The organism is Bartonella sp. DGB1 (genome assembly GCF_041345015.1).
GTDB lineage: Bacteria > Pseudomonadota > Alphaproteobacteria > Rhizobiales > Rhizobiaceae > DGB1.
The window spans coordinates 704,085-727,044 of the sequence record NZ_CP166769.1; the positions used below are offsets into that span (position 1 = coordinate 704,085).

Genomic DNA, 22,960 nt, shown 5'->3' on the forward strand with positions numbered 1-22,960 from the left:
TATAGCAGATAATTGCTAGGAAAAATGATGATAAAAATTAAAATTGATAATAAAGAAATAGAAGTCCCATCTCATTATACTTTATTACAAGCTGCTGAAGCTGCCGGAGTAGAAATACCACGTTTTTGTTTTCATGAACGTTTATCTATAGCTGGTAATTGTCGTATGTGTTTAGTTGAAGTTAAAGGCGGACCTCCAAAACCGCAGGCTTCTTGTGCTTTGGCGGTAACAGACTTACGTCCTGGTCCTAACGGCGAGCCTCCAGAGGTTTTTACCTCTAGCCCTATGGTTAAAAAAGCTCGTGCCGGTGTGATGGAATTTTTACTTATCAATCATCCGTTAGATTGTCCTATCTGTGATCAAGCCGGTGAATGTGATTTACAAGATCAAGCTATGATATATGGTCGTGATAATTCACGCTATTGTGAAGATAAGCGAGCTGTTACTGATAAATATATTAGTCCTTTGATAAAGACAGTTATGAATCGTTGTATTCATTGTACTAGGTGTGTACGTTTTACTACTGAGGTTGCTGGTATATCTGAACTAGGTTTAACTGGGCGTGGAGAAGATGCAGAAATAACAACTTATTTAGAGGCGGCATTAACATCTGAATTACAAGGAAATGTCATTGATTTATGTCCAGTTGGAGCACTTACTTCTAGACCTTATTCCTTTGTTGCGCGTCCTTGGGAATTGACTAAAACTGAATCTATAGATGTGATGGATGCTTTAGGTTGCAATATAAGAATTGATACTAGAGGTAAAGAAGTATTACGAATTTTACCAAGAGTTAATGAAAATATTAACGAAGAATGGATTTCTGATAAAAGTCGTTTCTCTTATGATGGTTTAAAGTTGCAGCGTTTAGATCGTCCTTATGTAAGAAAAGATGGCGTTTTAACTCCAGTCAGCTGGGATGAAGCTTTTTCTACTATCGCTGATGTGGTAAAAAAAACCAATGCTAATAATATAGGAGCTATAGCGGGTGATCTAGCTGCTGTAGAAGAAATTTTTGCGCTTAAGTCATTGCTTGAAAAATTAGGCTCAGAAAATATGGAGTGTAGGCAAGATGGTGCTCAATTTAATCCTGCTTATGGAAGAGAAAGTTATATATTTAATAGTAAAATATCTGGTATAGATAAAGCAGATGCTATATTACTTGTTGGCTGTAATCCTAGAGAGGAAGCAGCTATTTTAAATGCTCGTATATTGGTAAATCAACGTCGTAATCATATTCCTATTGGACTCATAGGCAAACAGGTGGATTTACGTTATCCTTATCAATATTTAGGTGCAGGTACAGATAGTTTATTAAGTTTAATAGATGGTAAAATAGATTTTTTTGATATTTTAGATAAAGCGAAAAATCCTCTCATAATTGTAGGAGCAGGCGCCTTAGTTGGTAAAAATGGTGTTGAAATATTAGCAAAAGTAGCATTATTAGCAAGTAAGGTTAATGCTTTGCGAGAAGATTGGAATGGATATAATATCTTACATACTGCTGCAGCTAGAGTTGGAGCATTAGATATAGGATTTGTTCCTAAAAATCCAATTGTATCTGCATTGACTTTAGTTAGAAATATGGATTTGTTATTTTTACTTGGAGCAGATGAAGTTGATTTAACTAATAAAAGCGGTTTTATTGTCTACATTGGTACGCATGGAGATAAAGGTGCACATGCAGCAGATGTTATTTTACCAGCTGCAAGTTATACTGAAAAATCTGCTACCTATGTTAATACAGAAGGTAGAGTGCAAATGACTAATAGAGCTAATTTTCCTCCTGGTGATGCTCGTGAAGATTGGTCAATAATTTGTTCTTTAGCTAAATTTATTGGCGTAGAACTACCTTTTGATAATATTAATTCTTTACGTGATGCTTTATATATAAAATATCCGCATTTAGCGCAAATTGATGAAATAATATTTAGCGATATAGATAAATTATTAGAATTATCTTCGATGCCAGTTAAGTTAAAAAAAGATAATTTTACTACTGTTATAAAGAATTTTTATACTAGTAATTTTATATCTCGTGCTTCTGTTATCATGGCAGAATCTTCTGCTTTGGCTAACTCTGTTACAAATAAATTGGTTAAAAGTTAATAGGTGGTCTAATGATAGCATTTTTTACTAATAATATTTTACCTATATTATATATTATTTTTCAGTCTTTATTATTAATTATATTACTATTGTTAATAATAGCTTATTTGCTTTATTTAGATAGAAAAGTTTGGGCTGCAGTTCAATTGCGTCGTGGTCCTAATGTTGTTGGTCCTTTTGGTTTGTTACAGTCTTTTGCGGATTTATTGAAATTTGCGTTAAAAGAACCTATAATTCCTTCAGCAGCTAATAAATGGGTTTTTTTATTAGCACCTATAGTAACGGCGGGTTTAGCTTTATCAGCTTGGGCGGTTATTCCTGTTAGTGCTGGTTGGATGATTGCTGATATAAATGTTGGTATTTTATATGTATTTGCAATAATTTCCTTAGAAATTTATGGAGTTTTAATGGGCGGTTGGGCTTCTAATTCAAAATATCCATTTTTAGCATCTTTACGTTCTGTTGCACAAATGATATCATATGAAGTCTCTATAGGCTTTATAATAGTTTCAGTTTTATTATTAGTTGGTTCTTTGAATTTAACTGATATAGTTTTAGCGCAAACTAATGGTATAGGAACATATTTTGGTTTACCTAACTCATTTTTAGATTGGCATTGGTTTGTTCTATTCCCTTTATTTATTATGTTTTTTATTTCTAGTTTAGCTGAGACGAATAGACCGCCGTTTGATTTGGTAGAGGCTGAGTCTGAGTTAGTTGCAGGGCATATGGTTGAATATTCTTCTATTCCATATATGTTGTTTTTTTTAGGGGAATATGTAGCCATTGTTTTAATGTGTTCTTTAACAACAATTTTATTCTTAGGTGGCTGGTTGCCACCAATTGATGTATTTTGGCTTAATTGGGTTCCTGGAATTATTTGGTTTATTTTAAAGACGTTATTTTTATTTTTTATGTTTGCTTTAGTAAAAGCTTTTGTTCCACGTTATCGCAGTGATCAACTTATGAGATTAGGTTGGAAAATATTTTTACCTTTATCTATGGCTATGTTAATGATATTAGCATTAATATTAAAATTAATCAGTTTGAGTGGGTTATAATGAAAAAATTATTTAATGTAGCAAAATCACTATTACTATTAGAATTTATTTCAGCAATATGTTTAGCGTTACGCCAATTTTTTGCTCCTAAAGCTACTATTAATTATCCATATGAAAAAGGTGAAGTTAGTCCAAGGTTTAGAGGGGAACATGCTTTACGTAGATATCCTAATGGTGAAGAAAGATGCATTGCTTGTAAATTATGTGAAGCCATTTGTCCTGCACAAGCTATTACTATTGAGGCAGCGCCAAGAAAGAATGATGAAACTCGTCGTACAACACGTTATGATATAGATATGGTGAAATGTATTTATTGCGGTTTTTGTCAAGAAGCTTGTCCTGTGGATGCAATTGTTGAAGGGCCTAATTTTGAATTTGCAACTGAAACTAGAGAAGAATTATATTATAATAAAGAAAAATTGCTCGATAATGGTGATAGGTGGGAAAGAGAAATTGCTAGAAATATTAAATTAGATTCACCTTATCGTTAATTTATTTTAAACTAACTATATTTACTATTTTAGTAGAAAGGGTAAAAATGTTAATTACAGGATTAGCTGGTTTATTTTTTTATTGTGCTGCATTTATTTTGTTGTTAAGTGCAGCATTAGTAGTAACGGTGAAAAATCCTGTTCATGCAGTATTATTTTTGATTCTTTGCTTTGTTAATGCGTCTATTTTATTTCTATTAACAGGAGCAGAATTTTTAGCAATGATATTATTAATCATTTATGTAGGGGCTATAGCTATATTATTTTTATTTATAGTTATGATGATAGACATTGATTATATAAAAGTTAAAAAATATTCTAAAAATTCTCTGTTGTTAGGTTTTATGGTTGCTATTATAACTTTTTTAGAATTATCATTTTTGTTTTTTCAGACTTCATTTCCTACAAATGTAGTTAATTCTTTTTCTCCTTTACTAGATAGTGAATTAACTAACACGGAAGCATTAGGAAATATCTTATATACAGATTATATTTTTTACTTTGAATTAGTTGGTCTAATTTTATTAGTTGCTATGATATCTGCTATTTCCTTAACCATACAACATAAGTTAGTAAAAAGACAATCTGTATCAGCGCAAGTGAATCGTACTATAAGTGACTCTATAGAAATTAAAAAGGTTGAAACAGGAAAAGGATTGGGTGAACAATGATAATTACCATTACTCATTATCTTATAGTTTCTTCGATATTATTTATCATAGGTATTTTAGGTATTTTTATGAATCGTAAAAATATTCTGACTATTTTAATGTCTATCGAAATAATATTATTATCAGTAAATTTAAATTTTGTGGCTTTCTCAGCTAATTTACAAGATTTATTAGGGCAAATTTTTACTTTATTTATTTTAGCGGTTGCTGCTGCTGAAATAGCTATAGGTCTTTCTATTACAGTGTTATATTATCGTAATAAAGGATCCATTGATATAGATGATATAAATTCTATGAAAGGTTAAGACAAAATGCTCCTATATAATTCTATAGTTTTTTTACCTTTTTTAGGATTTTTATTCTCTGGTATTCTTGGTAAAAGGTTAGGGGGTAGCCTTGCTGGAATTGTTTCCTCTGGGTTAGTAGTATTAGCAGCTTTTTTATCTATATGGCTGTTTTTTATGACGAATATTAGAGGTAATTCGGGTACTATATTTACTTTGTTGCCTTGGGTTACGTCTGGTAGTTTATCATTTGACTGGAGCTTGCGTTTTGATAATTTAAGTGTATTAATGCTTGTTGTCGTTAATGTTATTTCTGCTTTAGTACATATTTATTCTATTAGCTATATGAATAAAGATGCTAGTGTTGAAAGATTTTTCGCTTATCTTTCCTTATTTACTTTTTCTATGCTTATGTTAGTTACTGCTAATAATCTATTGCAGTTATTTTTTGGTTGGGAGGCAGTAGGTTTAGTTTCTTATTTATTGATTGGTTATTGGTATGAAAAAGAGGCAGCAACTTTAGCTGCTTTTAAAGCTTTCGTTGTTAATAGAATAGGGGATTTTGGTTTTTTATTAGGTATTATAGGTATATTTGTTATATTTTCTACTGTGAATTTTGATGATATTTTTATCAAATCCAGTAGTTATTTCGATAGTCATTTATCTAGTTATAGTATTTTCAATTTAGCTATTTCAAAACAATTGATGATAGATATTGTTTGTTTCTGTTTATTTTTAGGAGCTATGGGTAAATCTGCGCAGTTATTTTTACATGTGTGGTTACCAGATGCTATGGAAGGTCCTACGCCTGTTTCTGCACTTTTACATGCCGCTACAATGGTGGTAGCTGGTGTTTTTATGGTAGCAAGGTTAGCTCCGGTATTTTCGCTATCTCCTAATATATTAATATTTATTTTATTTATCGGATCCGTTACTGCTATTTTTGCTGCTACTATTGCTATTGTGCAAAATGATATTAAACGTATTATTGCCTATTCTACTTGCTCACAGTTAGGTTATATGTTTGCAGCATTAGGAGTAGGGGCTTTTAGCGCGGGTATGTTCCATTTATTTACTCATGCATTTTTTAAAGCCTTATTATTTTTAGGGGCTGGATCTGTTATCCATGCATTATCAGGGCAGCAAGATATTCGTAAAATGGGAGCTTTATATAAGATTTTACCTTTTACTTATATTTGTATGTTAATTGCTACTTTATCTTCTGTTGGAGTTGGTATACCTGGTACGCATTATGGATTATCTGGATTTTTATCAAAAGATTCTATTATTATGTCCGTATTTTTAGTTGATAATAGTATAGCTTTTATCGCAGGATTGTTATTGATCTTAGCAACATTTTTTACTAGTTTTTACTCATGGAGATTAATGTTTTTAACTTTTCATGGTCGTAAGAAATTGGTATCTGGAAAAGAGAAAAAATTACATGATTGTGATTTTTTAATGAAAATAGTTTTATTTATCTTAACACTAGCTACTTTATTTGTTGGTATGATTTTTCAACCTTATTTTATCGGTCACTTATCGACAATCTTTTGGGGCGATAGTTTAACTAATGTAACGGCTTCGGTTCCTGAAGTGAGTAATTTATTCTGGGTAGAAATATTAGTAGCTTTATCAGTTTGGTTAGGGTTTATAAGCTCATTTATAATCTATATAATATATCCTCAATTGGTGAATATAATTACTGATAAGTTTAATGTTATTTATAAAATTCTATTAAATGGTTGGTATTTTGATTGTTTATATAGATGTTTATTTGTAAATTCGATAGTTAAATTAAGTTTTTTTCTACAAAATATTGATAAAAAAATAAATTTTTGGGGACCTAAAAATATCTCTTTATTAGTGATTAAATTTACTAATAAAGTAAGTGAGTGGCAAAGAGGCTATATTTATCATTATGCATTTGTTATGGTAATTTCTATAACACTATTTATTGGTTGGTTGATTTTAGGGAATATAAAATAATGTTTAATAATTATCTAATTTCTTTATTTCTTTTTTCACCTTTTATCGCTAGCTTGTTAGTCTTATTTTGTGGTAAAATTTTAAATTCTCGAAAGCTTGCTTATTATGTGGCTTTAGGAGCTAGTATAATAATTTTTATTTTCGCATTGTTATTTTATTATTGTTTTACTCCTGAACAATTAGCTGATAGTTCATCAACCAAGTTATTTTGGTTTGCTGAAGGTATTTCTTACTATTTAGCAATAGATAATATCTCATTGATATTTATTTTATATATTAGTTTTATTTTTCCTTTTTTAATATTATCTACTAGCAATAATCACTCATGTTATGCATATTTTATTTGTCTGTTATTGTTAGAATTTGCTTTATTAGGAGTGTTTTTATCAAGGAATCTATTATTATTTTATATCTTTTTTGAGGCTAGTTTGATCCCCGTATTTTTTATTATGTTTTTGTGGGGTGGTAATAATCGTTTTTATGCTAGTTTTAAGTTTTTTCTTTATACTTTATGCGGTTCATTGTTAATGCTGGTAGGTATGATGATATTATATAGTTATAGTTCTAGTTTAAATATTAATGAATTATTGATATATGATATACCGCCTTTGCTGCAATTGTCGTTATTTTGGTTGTTCTTTATTGCTTTCGCTATAAAATTACCTATTTTCCCGCTGCATAGTTGGTTAAGAAATGCTATTATCGAAGCACCTAAAGAAATGACTATGGCTATAGCGGGTATATTATTTTTATTAGGTGGCTATGGAATATTATTCATTATTTTACCTTTATTTCCTTTAGCGGTTAGTCAATATAAATTTTTTATTTATATTATTTCAATAATAGGCGTTTTTTACGGTTTTATAATCGCTCTATGTCAAACAGATGCTAAAAAACTTATGTGTTATTCTCTGATAGCGCATATGTCATATATTGTGTTAGGTCTCTTTTCTGGAAATATTTACGGTATAGAAGGTGCTATCTTTCAAATGTTAGCGCATGGTTTGATTGCATTAGCTATTTTTTATCTTATTGGTATATTATATGAAAGATTTCAATCGAGTGATATACTTTCGTTTTCGAATTTAGCAAAAAAAATGCCTAAATATTCTAGTGTGTTATTAATTTTAATTATGGCAAATATTGGTTTGCCGGTAACAGCTGGCTTTGTAGGAGAGTTTTTAATATTTGTATCTATATATAAATATTCATTTATCTTATCTATTTTGGCAACTATGGGCGTGTTTTTATCTGCTAGTTATGCATTATGGTTTTATAGAGGGTTAATATTTAGAAGTTCAAATATTGATAGTTTAGAATATGTAGATCTCACAGTAAAAGAAAAATTTATCTCCTATAGTTTTGTTGCTGTTATTTTATTTTTCGGGATTTACCCTAGTCCGATTTTTAAACTTATGTCGTTTGAAATTGGTAATAAAGTTTATTCGTTACAGGAACAATCTTTTATAGCTTCTGATAAAATAGCTATCTCTAATTATTCTGATTATATTAATCCTAAATATTTATCCAATGTAAATATATCACGGGTAAGGTAAAATTTATGTCTCACAATATGTTATCTAATCTTATTTTAATATCACCTGAATTAATATTAGCCGTTGGTTCTTTATTATTACTGCTAGTTGGAGTTTTTTTAGGTAAAAATAATTTTAAAATTATTGGAGTTTTATCTCTTATTTTATTAGCTGTTATCTTTTATTTATTAATTTTCTTACCTAACATAGGTGAAGCTTTTAATATTAATGGTAATATAGCTTCTTATGGTTTAATTAAGAATAATTTTACTAATTTTATTTCAATATTAATTTTAATCGGTAGTTTTTTTGCTATTTTATTTTCTTTTATTGATTATAAACAAGGTGATAAATTCTACAAATTTGAATATTTAATATTATTATTGTTAGCAACATTAGGAATGTTGCTAATGGTTTCCTCTGGTAATTTTCTGGCCTTTTATTTAGGGTTAGAGCTTCAATCGTTGGCTTTATATGTTTTGGTTTCTTTTAATCGTTCCTCTATTAATTCTAGTGAAGCTGGTCTTAAGTATTTCACTTTGGGCTCGCTTTCCTCTGGCTTTTTGCTTTATGGTATTTCTTTGTTATATGGTTATATTGGCTCAATAGATTTTGTTACAATTTCTCATATTTCAGCGATTCATCCTAATTTATTACTAAGTGTTGCTTTAGTGTTTATTTTTGCTGGTTTAGCTTTTAAAATATCTGCTGTGCCTTTCCACATGTGGACTCCGGATGTATATCAAGGAGCTCCTGTCGCTATAACTGCTTTTATTGCTAGTTCGTCTAAGGTTGCTGCTTTAGCTATATTATTAAAAATTTCTATAGTTTCTTTCGGTAGTTTAACTCATATTTGGTCACAATTAATAATTTTTATGGCTATAGTTTCTATGTTTATAGGAGCTTTAGGAGCAATAAAACAGACAGATATTAAAAGAATTATAGCTTATTCGTCTATCGGGCATGTAGGTTATATTTTAGTCGCCGTAGTTGTAGCTAATCTTATGGGTACAACAGCAGTATTAGTTTATTTATCTATATATTTAGTTAGTATTATCGGTTGTTTTGCTTTTATTTCTTCTATCCGACCCAACAATGGAATAAATTTAAAATTATCTGATTTAAGTGGTTACGGTAGAAAAAATCCAGTGCCTGCTTTAGCTATTACTATTTTAATGTTTTCTTTAGCAGGTCTTCCACCTTTTGCTGGGTTTTTTGCTAAATTTTATAGTTTTGTTGCTGCGATAGATAAAGGTTATTGGCTTTTAGCGTTAATTGGTATTTTTGCTTCAGTAATTGCAGCATTTTATTATTTGCGTTTTATTAAAATTATTTGGGCTGATCCAGAGGTTAATGTTATAGCTCCTATGTGTTTATCTAGTAAGCTTATCTTATATAGTTCTGCGTTATTACTAACTAGTTATATAATTTATGGAGGATATTTTTATCTAATAGCTGAATATGCAGCTACTGGACTCAGCTTCTGATAATGAGTAATAGCAGCATGCTAAGTAACACTGATAAAATATTACAATTAGGCTATTCTTTATTATATGTTGATCAAACTAGTTCAACTATGGATTTAGCGTTTGAGCAATATGATCTAAAAAGTAAACTTCCTTTATGGGTTGTAGCAGATAAACAAACCTCTGGTAGAGGGCGTTTTGGTAATCAGTGGCATGATAGTGGTAATAATTTATCTGTTACTTTAGCTTTATCAACGAATGTTGCAATTGATAAAATATCCTTGTTGGGTTTTGTGGCTGGTATTGCTTTAGTGGATACCATTAAACTAATCTTGAGTAAAAATAACATCGCTAATTTTGGCGATATTAAGTTAAAATATCCTAATGATGTACTTATTGATGGTAAAAAAATTTCAGGTATCTTATTAGAAACTCGTACAGATGATATTGGTTATAAGGTAGCTTTAGGTATAGGTGTTAATATTGGTAGTTTTCCAGAAAAAATGCCTTATCTTGTTAGTTGTTTAAATGATCTATATAATATTAATATTCATATGAATGAATTTTTTATCGTTTTAGCTGAACAATGGGCGTATTATTTTGATAAATTTAACTTAGAACATGATTTAGAGTGGTTAAGAGTTAAATGGCAAGAATATGCATTTGCTGTAGGTGAAAAAATTTTATTAAATGGAGATAGTTTATTATTTAAGGGAATTAATCAAGATTTTTTACCTATATTAATAGATAAAAATAAAAACGTTATAATATATAAATCAGGTAATTTAGATTGGTCACCTGTTCGTAAGTGACCATAATATTGAGGATGTTAGATGATTAAAGATAATAAAGCCGAATTAGTATTTCTACCTTTAGGTGGCGTGGGTGAAATAGGTATGAATTTAGCTTTATATGGTTATGGTAATAAAAAAAATAAGGAATGGATAATAATTGATTTTGGGGTTGGTTTTGCAGATTTTAATACTCCTGGTGCAGATTTAATTTTTCCTAATATTGATTTTTTATTACAGGAAAAAGCAAATATAAAAGCTATTATTTTGACTCATGCGCACGAGGATCATTATGGCGCGGTTGCTTATCTATGGTCGATGTTGGAAATACCTGTTTATGCTTCTCCTTTTACTATTGGTTTGTTAGAAGTGAAATGTAAAAGAGACGGTAATGATGTTAAAATACCAGTTAATATTTTTCAGGCTGGTGATATGTTAAAATTAGGAAATTTTGAGATTGAAGGCGTTTCTGTTACTCACTCTATACCTGAGCCGATGACATTATGTATAACTACTCCATTAGGAAGAGTTATACATACAGGGGATTGGAAGATAGATATCAGTCCAGCTATTGGTAAATTAACCGATGAAACACGTTTAAAGCAATTAGGTGATGAAGGAATATTAGCATTAATTTGTGATTCCACGAATGCTATGGTTAAAGGTTCTACTCCTTCAGAAAAGACTGTTAATGAAAATATTGTTAAATTATTGAATAAAATAAAGGGTCGTGTTTTCATAGCTGTTTTTTCTTCTAACATTGGCAGAATATATTCTATTACTAAAGCGGCAGAGGCAGTAGGCCGCCGAGTATTATTAGTTGGTTCTTCTATAAAAACTTCAGTCTCTATAGCGAAAGAGCTAGGTTATTTATCTGATATAGATAATATATTTCTATCTGAAGAGGAATATAGTACGATCGATAGAGATAAGATAGTTGTAATTATTACTGGTTCTCAGGGAGAAACTAGAGCGGCGTTAGCTCGTATTGCTAAAGAAGAGATGCGTTTTATTAGTATGACAAAAGGAGATACGGTTATTTTTTCTTCACGCGCTATCCCTGGTAACGAGAAAGCTATTATAGCAGTTCAAAATAATTTAGTTGATTTAGGAGTGAATATTATCGATGCTGAAGATAATTTAATTCATGTATCAGGACATCCTGCTCAAGATGATTTAGCAACAATTTATGGTTGGGTTAAGCCGAATATTTTAGTTCCTGTTCATGGTGAACCTTTACATCTTAGAGCACATGCTAAATTCGCTAAATCTAAAGGTATAAAAAATGTTGTCGAAATTCGTAATGGACAAATATTAAAATTAGCCCCTAATAATGTAGAGGTAATAGAGGAAGTTGAAGTAGGTCGTTTATATAAAGATGGTAAATTGATAGGAACAGAGGCTGAATTAGGTATTACAGAACGTAAGCGTTTAAGCTATAATGGGCATATTTCTGTGACTGTAATTCTTAATAATCAAGGTGATTTTAAAATTGAGCCGCAAATAGTTGAGGTTGGTGTGCCAATTAAAAATTCTACGGGTAAAAACTTTGGTAATTTATTTCAAGTAGAAATAAAAGGTGTGGTGACTAGTATTCCTCATTCGCGCAGAAAAAATACTGAGTTAGTAAAAGAAGCAATAAGACGTGCTGTAAGAGCCGTTGCTTTTAGGGAATGGGGTAAAAAACCAATAACAAGTGTATTTGTATATCATGAAGATTGATAGCTTTTTTGAGGGAAACATAGTTAGCTTGTTGAAAGAAAATCTAAATTGGTTTAGGGTGATTGTTTATATAATTAAAAGGGGTCGTTATGCGTTTATCTAATTATTTTTTACCTATATTAAAAGAAATCCCTAAGGAAGCTGAAATTACCTCGCATCGTTTAATGTTGCGTGCTGGAATGATAATGCAAGAAGTATCAGGAATATATTCTTGGTTACCTCTAGGTAAAAAAATATTGGATAAAATTAGCACAATTATTAATGAAGAACAAATAAGAGCCGGTAGTTTAGAAATACTTATGCCCACGATTCAACCTGCAGCCCTGTGGCAAGAAAGTGGTAGATATGAAGATTATGGCAAAGAAATGCTAAGAATTAGCGATCGTCATGGCAGAGATATGCTATATGGTCCTACTAATGAAGAAATTGTAACCGATATTTTTCGTAGTCATGTTAAGTCATATAAAGATTTACCTTTGAATTTATATCAAATACAGTGGAAATTTAGAGATGAAATACGTCCTAGATTTGGAGTAATGCGGGGACGTGAATTTTTAATGAAAGATGGTTATTCTTTCGATATTGATTATGAATCTTCTCGCTTGTCATATGCTCGTATATTTGCATCTTATTTACGTATTTTCGAGCGTCTTGGTGTAAAAGCTATTCCAATGAAAGCAGATACTGGACCTGTTGGAGGAGATTTAAGTCATGAATTTATTATTCTAGCTGATACTGGTGAAAGTAAAGTTTATTGCGATAAAATATTTTTATCTATGCAAAGCCCTAGTGAAGATTTTGATTTTAATAATGTAGAAGAATTAAATAATCTCGTAGATCGTTGGACAAAGCCTTATGCTGCTACTGAAGAAATGTTTGTTGACGAAGAATGGGAAAAAGTACCAGAAAATAGTCGATTATCTGCAAGAGGTATAGAAGTTGGACATATCTTCCATTTTGGCGATAAATATTCTGCGCCTATGAAAGCCAATATTATGACAGCAGATGGTAAAGAAAGCCCTGTTGTTATGGGCTCATATGGAATTGGCGTATCAAGGTTAGTGGCAGCTATTATTGAAGCTTCTCACGATGAATATGGAATTATTTGGCCTAAAAGTATAGCTCCTTTTGATATTGGTATCATCAATGTAAAGCCTAGTGATGAAACTTGTACTGAATTATCAGAAAAAATATATAACTTATTGAAAAAACATAAGTATGATGTATTATTAGATGATAAGTTGGAAACAGCTGGAGCAAAATTTGCTACGATGGATCTAATAGGTTTGCCTTTACAAATTATCATAGGTCCTAAGAGAGCGCAAAACGCAGAAATAGAAATTAAAGAACGTAAAACTGGTAAAAAAGAAATTTTAACTTTTGAAAATTTATTAAATTATTTAGAAAATTTGTAGGATCTTATGGCAAATTTAAAAAATATATTTTTTTTACCATTCGAATTTAAAGTAGCTTTACGTTATCTACTTCCAAAACGTAAAAATGCTTTTGCATCAATTATATCTATTATCTCTTTTCTAGGTATTGTTATAGGTGTATGGGCATTAATTGTTGTTATGTCAGTTATGAATGGTTTTCGTACTGAATTATTAAATCGTATCTTAGGTGTAAATGGTCATATTATTGTTCAATCACTAGATAATTTTGATAATAATTCTTATAAAAATTATATTAAAGAAATTAATAAATTACCGGGTGTAATTAGTAGTAATGCAGTCGTTGAAGGTCAAATATTAGTAAATAGTCGTAGTGGTTATACGGGTGGCGCTCTAGTTAAAGGTATGGAGATTAATGACCTAAAAAAATTAACTGCAGTTTCTTCTAATATTTTATATGGAAATTTAGCTGATTTATCGAAACCTAATAATATAGCTATAGGATTAGGTTTAGCTAAGCAATTAGGGGTAGGGATAGGAGATCAAATTAGCCTTATTTCACCAAAAGGTGATTTTACCCCTTTTGGTATGACTCCTAGACAGAAATCTTATCGTATTGCTGCTATTTATCAGGTAGGAATGTCAGAATTTGATAGTTTATTCATATTTATGCCTTTAAAAGAAGCGCAGTTATTTTTTAATTACAAAAATAATATTTCTTCAATAGAGGTATTTGTAGATTCACCAGATAATGTAAATGCTTATTTGAAATCTATACAAGATATAACGAAACGTAAAGAGTTATTATTCGACTGGAGAGACCGTAATCAAACATTTTTTTCGGCTTTAGAAATAGAGAGGAATGTGATGTTTATTATATTGTCGCTTATTATTTTGGTTGCTGCTTTAAATATTATTTCTAGTTTAGTGATGTTAGTTAAAGATAAAGGTGCCGATATTGCTATTTTACGCACTATGGGCGCTACTAGAACATCTATTTTAAGGATTTTTTTATTAGTTGGTTTAACTATAGGAGTAGTAGGAACATTTTGCGGTGTTATTTTGGCTATAGTAACTTGTTTAAATATTGAATATCTGCAGCAATTTATTTCTTGGTTATTCAATGTAGATATATTTAACTCAAATTTATATTTTCTAGATAAATTACCAGCTGTGTTAAACTGGAAAGAAGTGCTATTTGTAATTATTATGTCAATATCTTTATCTTTCTTAGCTACTATTTTTCCTGCAAGGAAAGCATCTAAATTAGATCCAGTTAAAGCTTTAAGGTATGAATGATGGTTGCTGAAAAAATAATTGAAATTAAACAACTAAGTCGATCCTACCAAGATAGTTACCGTTCTTTAACGGTGTTGGATAATGTTGATTTTAGTTTGTTTAGGGGTGAAATGGTTGGTTTAATTGCTCCATCAGGCACAGGTAAATCTACTTTATTACATTTGTTAGGTTTACTGGAAAAACCTAACAGTGGTGATATGTTGATTTTTGGTAGATCTGCTGCATCTTTAACCGATGATGAATTAACCATAATTCGCCGTGATCTAATAGGATTTGTATATCAGTTTCATTATTTGTTACCGGAATTTACAGCATTAGAAAATATTATATTACCACAATTAATAGCAGGTAAAGCAAATATTGTAGCCAAAGAAAGAGCGATTAAAATATTGGACTATATGGGTTTAGCTCAACGAATGGATCATTATCCCTCACAATTATCTGGAGGAGAACAACAGCGGGTAGCAATAGGAAGAGCTGTAGCTAATATGCCATTGTTGTTACTTGCTGATGAACCAACTGGAAATTTAGATCCAGAGACATCTAATCACGTGTTTAAGGTATTATATAATTTTGTAAAACAATCTGGTATGTCTGCAATTGTTGCTACTCATAATTATGAGTTAGCCGCTAAAATGGATAGACTTATAACTTTAAAAAATGGTAAAATATTAGAAATATCTCTAAATAGTTAAAATATTTAATGGACAATATAATGAAAAAACATGATGTATCTTTTATACCTCTTAGAGTCCATTCATCATATTCGTTATTAGCTAGTACCTTAAAAATTGATCAAATTATTAATAAATGTCGTGCGGATAATATTCCAGCAGTTGCTGTAACGGATATTAATAATTTATTTGGTAGTTTTGAATTTTCTCAGAAAGCTATAAAAGCAGGCGTGCAGCCGATTATAGCTTGTCAATTTAGCAGCTTCTATTATGATAATAATTCTTTATATGAAGGAGATATTATATTATTAGCACAAAATAAACAAGGTTATGAAAATTTACTACAATTAGCTAGTTTGATATATATTCATAAAGATCCTACGATAGAACAAGGTAAAGTAGCTCTTAATCTTGAGTGGTTAGATAAATATAATCAAGGTCTTATTTTATTAACTGGTGGTGATGAAGGAATAATAAATAATTGTTGTAGAAATAAGAAATTTGAAATAGCAGACAAATTATTAAATATATTAATAGAAAATTTTCCTAAGTCTTTATATATCGAGTTACAAAGATATCAAGGTTACAATCAAGATATAGAAAATCAACTTATTACTTTAGCTGATAAATATCATTTGCCCTTAGTAGCAACTAATAATATATATTTTCTATCACCTGCAGATTATGTAGCTCATGATGCGCTTTTAGCTATTGCGGATGGAACTACAATAGATAGTGATGATAGAAGAAGAGCCACTTTAGATAATTACTTTAAATCCAGTGAGGAAATGTGTGAATTATTTAAAGATATACCAGAAGCTTTAGAGAATACAATAGAGATAGCTTATAGATGTCATATTTATGTAGAATCCAGACCACCATTATTACCGCGATTTATTAGTTCTCAAGATGATAAAAGAGATATATTAGTTGCAGAGGCTGATGAATTAACTAAACAAGCTAAAGAAGGATTAGCAAAAAGATTAATAGATATAGGACCTGCTAAAGGTTATAGTAAACAGGATTATGAAGATAGATTAGATTATGAATTATCTATTATAATAAAAATGCAATTTCCTGGTTATTTTTTAATAGTTGCTGATTTTATTAAATGGGCTAAACAAAATTCTATCCCCGTTGGACCAGGACGTGGTTCTGGAGCGGGGTCTTTAGTAGCATATGCTTTGACTATAACTAATATTGATCCATTACGTTTTTCTTTACTGTTTGAAAGATTTTTGAATCCTGATCGTATTTCTATGCCTGATTTTGATATAGATTTTTGTCAAGATCGTAGAGGAGAAGTAATCAGATATGTACAAAATAAATATGGAGATGATCATGTAGCCCAGATTATTACTTTTGGAAGCTTACAAGCTAGGGCTGCTATACGCGATGTTGGAAGGGTATTAGGTGTACCTTATGGACAAGTAGATAGATTAAGTAAGTTAATTCCTCAAAATCCAGCTAATCCTATTTCATTGGCACAGGCAATCATGGATGAACCAGCGTTGCGTAAGGAACGCGATGAAGATGAACAAGTAAATAAATTATTAGAAATAGCTACAAAATTAGAAGGGCTACCTAGGCATGCATCTGTACATGCAGCAGGTATTGTCATAGGTGATAGACCTTTAGCTAAATTAGTTCCTTTATATAGTGATCCACGCTCTGAGATGAATGTGACACAATTTAATATGAAGTTTGTAGAACAGGCTGGATTAGTAAAATTTGACTTTTTAGGTTTAAAAACACTGACTGTTTTACAAAATACGGTTTCTTTAGTCGCTCAAAGAGGAATAAATATAAATTTAGATAGTTTACCATTAGATGATAAATTAACTTATGAATTATTATCAAGAGGAGAAACAACAGGAATATTTCAAATTGAAAGTGCAGGAATGCGTAAGGCTCTCATTGGAATGAAGCCTGATTGTATCGAGGATATAATTGCTTTAGTTGCTTTATATCGTCCTGGTCCTATGGAAAATATTCCTATATATAATGACCGCAAGAATAAGATTAAAAAAATTACTTCTATTCATCCTCTTATTGATCATTTATTGGCTGAGACACAAGGCGTTATTGTTTATCAAGAACAAGTTATGCAAATAGCGCAGATATTAGCAGGCTATTCTTTAGGTGAGGCTGATCTATTACGTAGAGCTATGGGTAAAAAAATTCATACTGAAATGGAACAGCAGAGAGCCAGATTTGTAGAGGGTGCTAAAAAAAATAATTTAAATGAACAACAAGCTAATGATATTTTTGATTTATTAGCAAAATTTGCTGATTATGGATTTAATAAATCTCATGCCGCTGCATATGCTTATATTTCTTATCAGACGGCTTATTTAAAAGCTCATTTTCCTGCAGAGTTTCTAGCAACTTCTTTAACTTATGATATGTCCAATGCTGATAAAGTTAATGACTATTTGAAAGAAGCTAAGCGTCTTAAAATAGAAGTAATTTTTCCTTCAGTTCAGACATCTTCAGCTTATTTTTCTGTAAAGGATAATAAAATTATTTATGCTTTATCTGCTTTAAAAGGAGTAGGTGAAGAAGCCGCTAAACATATTGTTGAAGTTAGAGGAAATACTGAATTTGCTGATATTAATGATTTTTGTGCTAGAATAGATCCACAATTTATTAATAAGCGCGTTTATGAAAGTTTGATCTTTAGCGGTGCGTTAGATTGCTTTAATATAGAAAGAGAGCAGTTATTTGCAGGGCTAGAATCTATGCAAATGTATGCGCTAAGATTATTACAGGCAAAAACTAATGGGCAGGGATCTTTATTTACTTTAGATGAAAATAGTAAAGATGAAATAATTTTTCCAAAATTTACTAAATGGAATTTATCGGAAAAATTACAAAAAGAATTTCAAATCTTAGGTTTTTATCTATCTTCTCATCCATTACAAAGTTATCAAAAATTATTACAAGATAATAATGTTATAGTTACAGAAAAATTATTAGAAAATAATTTAAGTAGAGCCAAAATAGCTGGTACAATAATTTCAAAAACTGAACGAAAAACTAAAAACGGAAATAAAATGGCTATAGTTGTTTTTTCTGATTGTTCAGGACAATATGAAGCTACTTTATTTTCTGAATTGTTGGAAAATAACAGACAGTATCTATATGTAGGAAATAGTCTTATTTTTGACGTGAAAATTAGTCGAAATAATGAAACAGATACAGTAGATTTAAGAATAGAAAGCATTGTACCATTAAATAATATTTTTGCTAAAAACTTAATAATTACTTTGAATAATACAGAATCTATAACTGAGATTACGAAAAAAATTCCAGTCACTAATAATGCTAAAACGAATCTTATTTTTGTCATTAAAAAAAATAGAGAATGGAAAGAGGTAATCATTGATACTCAGAAAAAAGTAGAGGTTAATCTAGATGAGCTCGACAATATATCCACTTTAGCAGGTGTGGAAACAGTTACTATAGATTAAGCTTGTATATATCCGTTATTATAATTATATGAAAAGAATCAATAATTATGCATTTTACTATTTTATAATTATAATAAGCTATACCAATTAAATTATATTTAGAAATTGAGTATAATAAAATGATCCTGGAGAACATAGATGAAAAAAAAAGTTATGGTAGTAGAAGATAATGAACTTAATATGAAATTATTCTGTGATCTATTGGAATCTTGTGGTTATGAAACAATAAAAGTAAAAGATGGGGTAAATATTGTAGAAATTGTTAATAAACATATGCCAAATTTAATTCTAATGGATATACAATTACCAGAAATATCTGGTTTAGAAGCAATGAAGTTAGTGAAGCAAGAAGAACAAATAAAGCATATTCCTATAATTGCAGTTACAGCTTTTGCAATGAGGGGAGATGAAGAAAAAATGTTACAAGGTGGTTGTGAGGATTATATTTCTAAGCCAATCTCTATAGAGCCTTTTTTAACTAAAATAAAATCTTATCTAGGTGATTTATAAAATGATGAAAAATATTGTAACTATAACCGAAGCAGCTAAAAATAGAATAAGAGAATTAATAAAAGATAATCCGCCGGTGTTAGGTTTGAGATTATCTATTAAAAAAGGCGGCTGTGCAGGCAAAGAATATGTATTTAGTTTGATTGAACAAGAAATAAACACAGATGATAAAATTATATTTGAGGATGGAATATTATATATAGACTCACAAGCAACTTTATTTTTATTAGGCACAGAAATAGGATATGAAGAAACAGATTTAAGATCAGGATTTACCTTTAAAAATCCTAATCAAATATCAGCTTGTGGTTGTGGTGAATCTGTAGAGTTAGTACCAGCAGATCCAACTAAATTAACTCAAGATAATAATTAATAATTATTAGGAGCTGGATAGTGATGTTTTTGCTTTGCACCATAATTCCTCTAATTCAGCTAAAGTTGCCGTATCAAAATTTTTATTAGAGTTTTTAAGTGCTGAATTAATATAATTTAGTCTATATCTAAATTTATTGTTAGCTTTATTTAAAGCGTGCTCGGGATCTATTGATAAATATTGAGATAATTTTATCAGTATAAAAAATATATCGCCTAATTCATTTTCTATGTCTTGAATGTTATCAGTTTCAATTGCTTGAGTTAATTCTATTAATTCTTCTTTTACTTTATTTATAATAGGATCTACTGAATTCCAGTCGATATTAAATTCTTTAGCTTTATTTTGTAATTTTTTAGCTTGTTGAATAGGAGATAATTTATTAGATATGTCTATAAAAATATCTGTCTTATCAAGGTTTTTTTCTAACTTTTCTTGATTTTTTATTTCTTGCCAAGAATATTTATTTAAATCATTTTCTAAGGCTAAACTATTTTTGTTAAAAATATGCGGGTTTCGCCTAGTTAATTTTTCTGATATGTCTTTAACAATATCATCAAAGTTAAACAGATTTTGCTGTTCTGATAAATAGCTATAATATAAAATATGAAATAATAAATCACCAAGCTCTTCTTTTATATTTTCTATATCATTAGTTGCAATAGCTTGGAATAATTCATAAGCTTCTTCAATAGTATAGCTAGATAAAGATTTAAAGTCTTGTTTTAGACACCAAGTAGATCCTGTTTTAGGATCAAGCAACCGCTCTATTTGATTTTGTAATTTTTCTAATAGAGCAGGTGAATATTTAATCTTTTTCATTTTACTACATAGTTTTTACGCTTAATAGAGCAGAAATATTAACTATATCATGTACTGTTACGGAAGGTGTTAAAATGTGAACCGGTTTTGCTGTACCTAAGATAATAGGACCAACATGAACAGCATTAGTAACACTTTTTAGCACAGAGAAAGTTATATTAGCTGCATCCAAATTAGGGAATATTAGTAAATTAGCATCGCCTATTAATTTTGATTCTGGTAAAATTCTCGCACGCAACTGAGATGATAAAGCTGTATGACCTTGCATTTCTCCATCAATTTCTAAATCAGGAAATAAGTCATTTAATTCATCTCTGGCATATCTCATTTTTAACGCACTGTCAGAGTTCTTAGATCCAAAATCAGAATGTGATAACAAAGCTATACGAGGAGTTATACCAAATTTTTTGACTTCTTCAATAGCTAAAGATGTTATTTCTACTAAGGTTTTCTTTTGCGGATCAAGATTAACTTGGGTATCGGTTAAAAATAAAGTATTATGAGGTGTGATAAGTAAACTTAATGCTGCAAGAGTGTCTACACCATCTTTAAGCCCCACAATATCTTTAATATATTCTAGATGTCGTTCAAAGCGTCCACTTAAACCACAAACCATAGAATCCGCTTCACCACGCATAACTGCTAGAGCCGCTATAACTGTGGTCGATGTTCTAGTTAGAACTCGTGCTGCTTCTGGTGTAACCCCTTTACGGCCAACTAATTTTAATAATAATGTTACATAGTCTTTATAACGAGGATCGTCTTCAGGATTAATAATATCAAAATCAATATATGGACGAATTCTTAAGCCTAAACGATTTATGCGATTTTCAATTACTTGTGGTCGACCTATTAATGTAGGAATAGCAATATTTTCATCAATAACAGCTTGTGTTGCTCTTAAAATACGTTGATCTTCTCCATCAGCATAAATAACTCTTTTAGAATCAGATAATTTTGCTGAGGTTAGCAAAGGTTTTAAAACTAAACCTGATTTTGATAGAAAACGTTGTAATTTTTCAATATAGATATCAAAATTTTCTATAGGTCGCATAGCAACGCCCGTATCCATAGCTGCTTTAGCAACTGCTGGAGCAATACGTAAAATAAGACGTGGATCAAATGGTACAGGAATTAAATATTCTGATCCAAATACTTTATCTTCAAAACCGTAACTTTGAGCAAAAATATCACTAGATTCTTCACTAGCAATTTTAGCTATAGCTTCTACAGCTGCTATTTTCATTGCTTCATTTATTTCGGTTGCTTCAACATCAAGAGCACCTCTAAAAATGAAAGGAAAACATAAAACGTTATTAACTTGGTTAGGATAATCTGATCTACCAGTACAAATAATTGCATCAGGCCGTACTGCGCGAGCTTCTTCTGGCATAATTTCTGGGGTAGGGTTAGCTAAAGCTAAAATAAGCGGCATATTTGCCATTTTAGGCAATAATTCTGCTTTTAATACTCCACCTGCTGATAAACCTAAAAAAACATCAGCATTATCAATGATATCTGCTAAAGTACGAGCTGTGCTATCTTGTGCATATGCAGCTTTCCAAGGATCTAAATCAACACGATTAGTTGTAACTACACCTCCAATATCGGTAATCCAGATATTAGATTTTTTAGCGCCTAGAGATACTAAAAGATTTAAACATGCTAAAGCTGCGGCTCCGGCTCCAGAACCAACGATTTTAATATCTTCTAATTTTTTACCAGATAATTTTAGAGAATTTAATACCGCTGCGGCTACAATTATTGCTGTTCCGTGTTGATCATCGTGAAACACAGGAATTTTTAATTTTTTTCTTAATAGTGATTCAACTTCAAAACATTCAGGTGCTTTAATATCTTCTAGATTTATACCGCCAAAAGTAGGTTCTAAAGCAGAGATAGTACTAACCATGCTTTGAACATCTGGTGCATCTATTTCTATATCAAAAACATCAATATTAGCAAATTTCTTAAATAAAACCGCTTTACCTTCCATAACTGGTTTAGAGGCAAGCGGACCAATATTACCTAGACCTAATACAGCACTACCATTAGATACTACCGCAATGAGATTACCACGCGTAGTATATTTATAAGCGTCTTTTGGGTTATTATAGATAGCTAAACATGGAGTTGCAACGCCTGGAGAATACGCTAAAGCCATATCACGTTGATTACCTAACGGTTTAGTAGGGGTAATTTCTAACTTTCCAGGAGTAGGATGTTGGTGAAAAAATAATGCTGCTTCTTCTAAAGGAGAAAGATTTTTTTGGTCGTTTTTTTTATTCATAGATAT

General features: G+C 30.4%; 18 protein-coding genes. 16 read left to right on the top strand and 2 right to left on the bottom strand.

What is annotated here, in order from left to right:
* Nucleotides 1-27 precede the first annotated feature (27 nt).
* From nuoG to AB6T46_RS03665, 16 genes are all read left to right on the top strand, one after another.
* Entirely contained in the window at nt 28-2,109 is a 2,082-nt protein-coding gene (gene nuoG / locus AB6T46_RS03590; RefSeq protein ID WP_370930796.1) for an NADH-quinone oxidoreductase subunit NuoG, read from the top strand.
* A gap of 11 nt (nt 2,110-2,120) precedes the next feature.
* A complete protein-coding gene (nuoH, locus tag AB6T46_RS03595; RefSeq protein WP_370930797.1) occupies nt 2,121-3,170 on the top strand; it encodes an NADH-quinone oxidoreductase subunit NuoH in 1,050 nt (349 codons plus the stop codon).
* Nucleotides 3,170-3,661: an NADH-quinone oxidoreductase subunit NuoI gene (gene nuoI / locus AB6T46_RS03600; protein ID WP_370930798.1), complete on the top strand. Its 492-nt coding sequence runs from the start codon at nt 3,170-3,172 to the stop codon at nt 3,659-3,661. Before nuoH ends, nuoI begins: the two co-directional genes overlap by 1 nt.
* Before the next feature lie 47 nt (nt 3,662-3,708).
* Nucleotides 3,709-4,332, top strand: a complete 624-nt coding sequence (locus AB6T46_RS03605; RefSeq protein WP_370930799.1) for an NADH-quinone oxidoreductase subunit J — start codon at nt 3,709-3,711, stop codon at nt 4,330-4,332.
* Complete coding sequence (nuoK, locus tag AB6T46_RS03610; protein ID WP_370930800.1) at nt 4,329-4,637, top strand: NADH-quinone oxidoreductase subunit NuoK; 309 nt, start codon at nt 4,329-4,331, stop codon at nt 4,635-4,637. The genes AB6T46_RS03605 and nuoK overlap by 4 nt, the downstream gene beginning before the upstream one ends.
* Nucleotides 4,638-4,643: 6 nt before the next feature.
* Nucleotides 4,644-6,605 carry an NADH-quinone oxidoreductase subunit L gene (nuoL, locus tag AB6T46_RS03615; RefSeq protein WP_370930801.1) on the top strand — a complete coding sequence of 654 codons (1,962 nt, stop codon included), beginning with the start codon at nt 4,644-4,646 and terminating at the stop codon, nt 6,603-6,605.
* Nucleotides 6,605-8,161 carry a NuoM family protein gene (locus AB6T46_RS03620; protein ID WP_370930802.1) on the top strand — a complete coding sequence of 519 codons (1,557 nt, stop codon included), beginning with the start codon at nt 6,605-6,607 and terminating at the stop codon, nt 8,159-8,161. Before nuoL ends, AB6T46_RS03620 begins: the two co-directional genes overlap by 1 nt.
* Before the next feature lie 5 nt (nt 8,162-8,166).
* Entirely contained in the window at nt 8,167-9,627 is a 1,461-nt protein-coding gene (nuoN, locus tag AB6T46_RS03625; protein WP_370930803.1) for an NADH-quinone oxidoreductase subunit NuoN, read from the top strand.
* A gap of 2 nt (nt 9,628-9,629) precedes the next feature.
* Nucleotides 9,630-10,418: a biotin--[acetyl-CoA-carboxylase] ligase gene (locus AB6T46_RS03630; protein WP_370930804.1), complete on the top strand. Its 789-nt coding sequence runs from the start codon at nt 9,630-9,632 to the stop codon at nt 10,416-10,418.
* A gap of 21 nt (nt 10,419-10,439) precedes the next feature.
* Nucleotides 10,440-12,119, top strand: a complete 1,680-nt coding sequence (locus AB6T46_RS03635) for a ribonuclease J (protein WP_370930805.1) — start codon at nt 10,440-10,442, stop codon at nt 12,117-12,119.
* 89 nt (nt 12,120-12,208) lie between these two features.
* Nucleotides 12,209-13,534 carry a proline--tRNA ligase gene (gene proS, locus AB6T46_RS03640; protein ID WP_370930806.1) on the top strand — a complete coding sequence of 442 codons (1,326 nt, stop codon included), beginning with the start codon at nt 12,209-12,211 and terminating at the stop codon, nt 13,532-13,534.
* 6 nt (nt 13,535-13,540) lie between these two features.
* Nucleotides 13,541-14,812, top strand: a complete 1,272-nt coding sequence (locus AB6T46_RS03645) for a lipoprotein-releasing ABC transporter permease subunit (RefSeq protein WP_370930807.1) — start codon at nt 13,541-13,543, stop codon at nt 14,810-14,812.
* Nucleotides 14,812-15,507, top strand: a complete 696-nt coding sequence (locus AB6T46_RS03650; RefSeq protein ID WP_370930808.1) for an ABC transporter ATP-binding protein — start codon at nt 14,812-14,814, stop codon at nt 15,505-15,507. The genes AB6T46_RS03645 and AB6T46_RS03650 overlap by 1 nt, the downstream gene beginning before the upstream one ends.
* Nucleotides 15,508-15,527: 20 nt before the next feature.
* A complete protein-coding gene (gene dnaE, locus AB6T46_RS03655; RefSeq protein WP_370930809.1) occupies nt 15,528-18,959 on the top strand; it encodes a DNA polymerase III subunit alpha in 3,432 nt (1,143 codons plus the stop codon).
* Nucleotides 18,960-19,097: 138 nt separating this feature from the next.
* Nucleotides 19,098-19,469 (top strand): response regulator, encoded by a 372-nt coding sequence (locus AB6T46_RS03660; protein ID WP_370930810.1) that lies wholly within the window; start codon nt 19,098-19,100, stop codon nt 19,467-19,469.
* Nucleotide 19,470: 1 nt separating this feature from the next.
* Entirely contained in the window at nt 19,471-19,842 is a 372-nt protein-coding gene (locus AB6T46_RS03665; RefSeq protein WP_370930811.1) for a HesB/IscA family protein, read from the top strand.
* Between the two features lie 6 nt (nt 19,843-19,848).
* On the opposite strand, the gene mazG is transcribed toward AB6T46_RS03665, so the two are convergent.
* Nucleotides 19,849-20,664: a nucleoside triphosphate pyrophosphohydrolase gene (mazG, locus tag AB6T46_RS03670; RefSeq protein ID WP_370930812.1), complete on the bottom strand. Its 816-nt coding sequence runs from the start codon at nt 20,662-20,664 to the stop codon at nt 19,849-19,851.
* A 4-nt stretch (nt 20,665-20,668) separates the two neighbouring features.
* Nucleotides 20,669-22,954 carry an NADP-dependent malic enzyme gene (locus AB6T46_RS03675; RefSeq protein WP_370930813.1) on the bottom strand — a complete coding sequence of 762 codons (2,286 nt, stop codon included), beginning with the start codon at nt 22,952-22,954 and terminating at the stop codon, nt 20,669-20,671.
* Between the last annotated feature and the right edge of the window lie 6 nt (nt 22,955-22,960).

Bases quoted from the DNA above. Each gene is read 5' to 3' on its own strand.
- nuoG (WP_370930796.1), top strand. From the start codon at position 28: ATGATAAAAATTAAAATTGATAATAAAGAAATAGAAGTCCCATCTCAT.
- nuoH (WP_370930797.1), top strand. From the start codon at position 2,121: ATGATAGCATTTTTTACTAATAATATTTTACCTATATTATATATTATT.
- nuoI (WP_370930798.1), top strand. From the start codon at position 3,170: ATGAAAAAATTATTTAATGTAGCAAAATCACTATTACTATTAGAATTT.
- AB6T46_RS03605 (WP_370930799.1), top strand. From the start codon at position 3,709: ATGTTAATTACAGGATTAGCTGGTTTATTTTTTTATTGTGCTGCATTT.
- nuoK (WP_370930800.1), top strand. From the start codon at position 4,329: ATGATAATTACCATTACTCATTATCTTATAGTTTCTTCGATATTATTT.
- nuoL (WP_370930801.1), top strand. From the start codon at position 4,644: ATGCTCCTATATAATTCTATAGTTTTTTTACCTTTTTTAGGATTTTTA.
- AB6T46_RS03620 (WP_370930802.1), top strand. From the start codon at position 6,605: ATGTTTAATAATTATCTAATTTCTTTATTTCTTTTTTCACCTTTTATC.
- nuoN (WP_370930803.1), top strand. From the start codon at position 8,167: ATGTCTCACAATATGTTATCTAATCTTATTTTAATATCACCTGAATTA.
- AB6T46_RS03630 (WP_370930804.1), top strand. From the start codon at position 9,630: ATGAGTAATAGCAGCATGCTAAGTAACACTGATAAAATATTACAATTA.
- AB6T46_RS03635 (WP_370930805.1), top strand. From the start codon at position 10,440: ATGATTAAAGATAATAAAGCCGAATTAGTATTTCTACCTTTAGGTGGC.
- proS (WP_370930806.1), top strand. From the start codon at position 12,209: ATGCGTTTATCTAATTATTTTTTACCTATATTAAAAGAAATCCCTAAG.
- AB6T46_RS03645 (WP_370930807.1), top strand. From the start codon at position 13,541: ATGGCAAATTTAAAAAATATATTTTTTTTACCATTCGAATTTAAAGTA.
- AB6T46_RS03650 (WP_370930808.1), top strand. From the start codon at position 14,812: ATGGTTGCTGAAAAAATAATTGAAATTAAACAACTAAGTCGATCCTAC.
- dnaE (WP_370930809.1), top strand. From the start codon at position 15,528: ATGAAAAAACATGATGTATCTTTTATACCTCTTAGAGTCCATTCATCA.
- AB6T46_RS03660 (WP_370930810.1), top strand. From the start codon at position 19,098: ATGAAAAAAAAAGTTATGGTAGTAGAAGATAATGAACTTAATATGAAA.
- AB6T46_RS03665 (WP_370930811.1), top strand. From the start codon at position 19,471: ATGATGAAAAATATTGTAACTATAACCGAAGCAGCTAAAAATAGAATA.
- mazG (WP_370930812.1), bottom strand. From the start codon at position 20,664: ATGAAAAAGATTAAATATTCACCTGCTCTATTAGAAAAATTACAAAAT.
- AB6T46_RS03675 (WP_370930813.1), bottom strand. From the start codon at position 22,954: ATGAATAAAAAAAACGACCAAAAAAATCTTTCTCCTTTAGAAGAAGCA.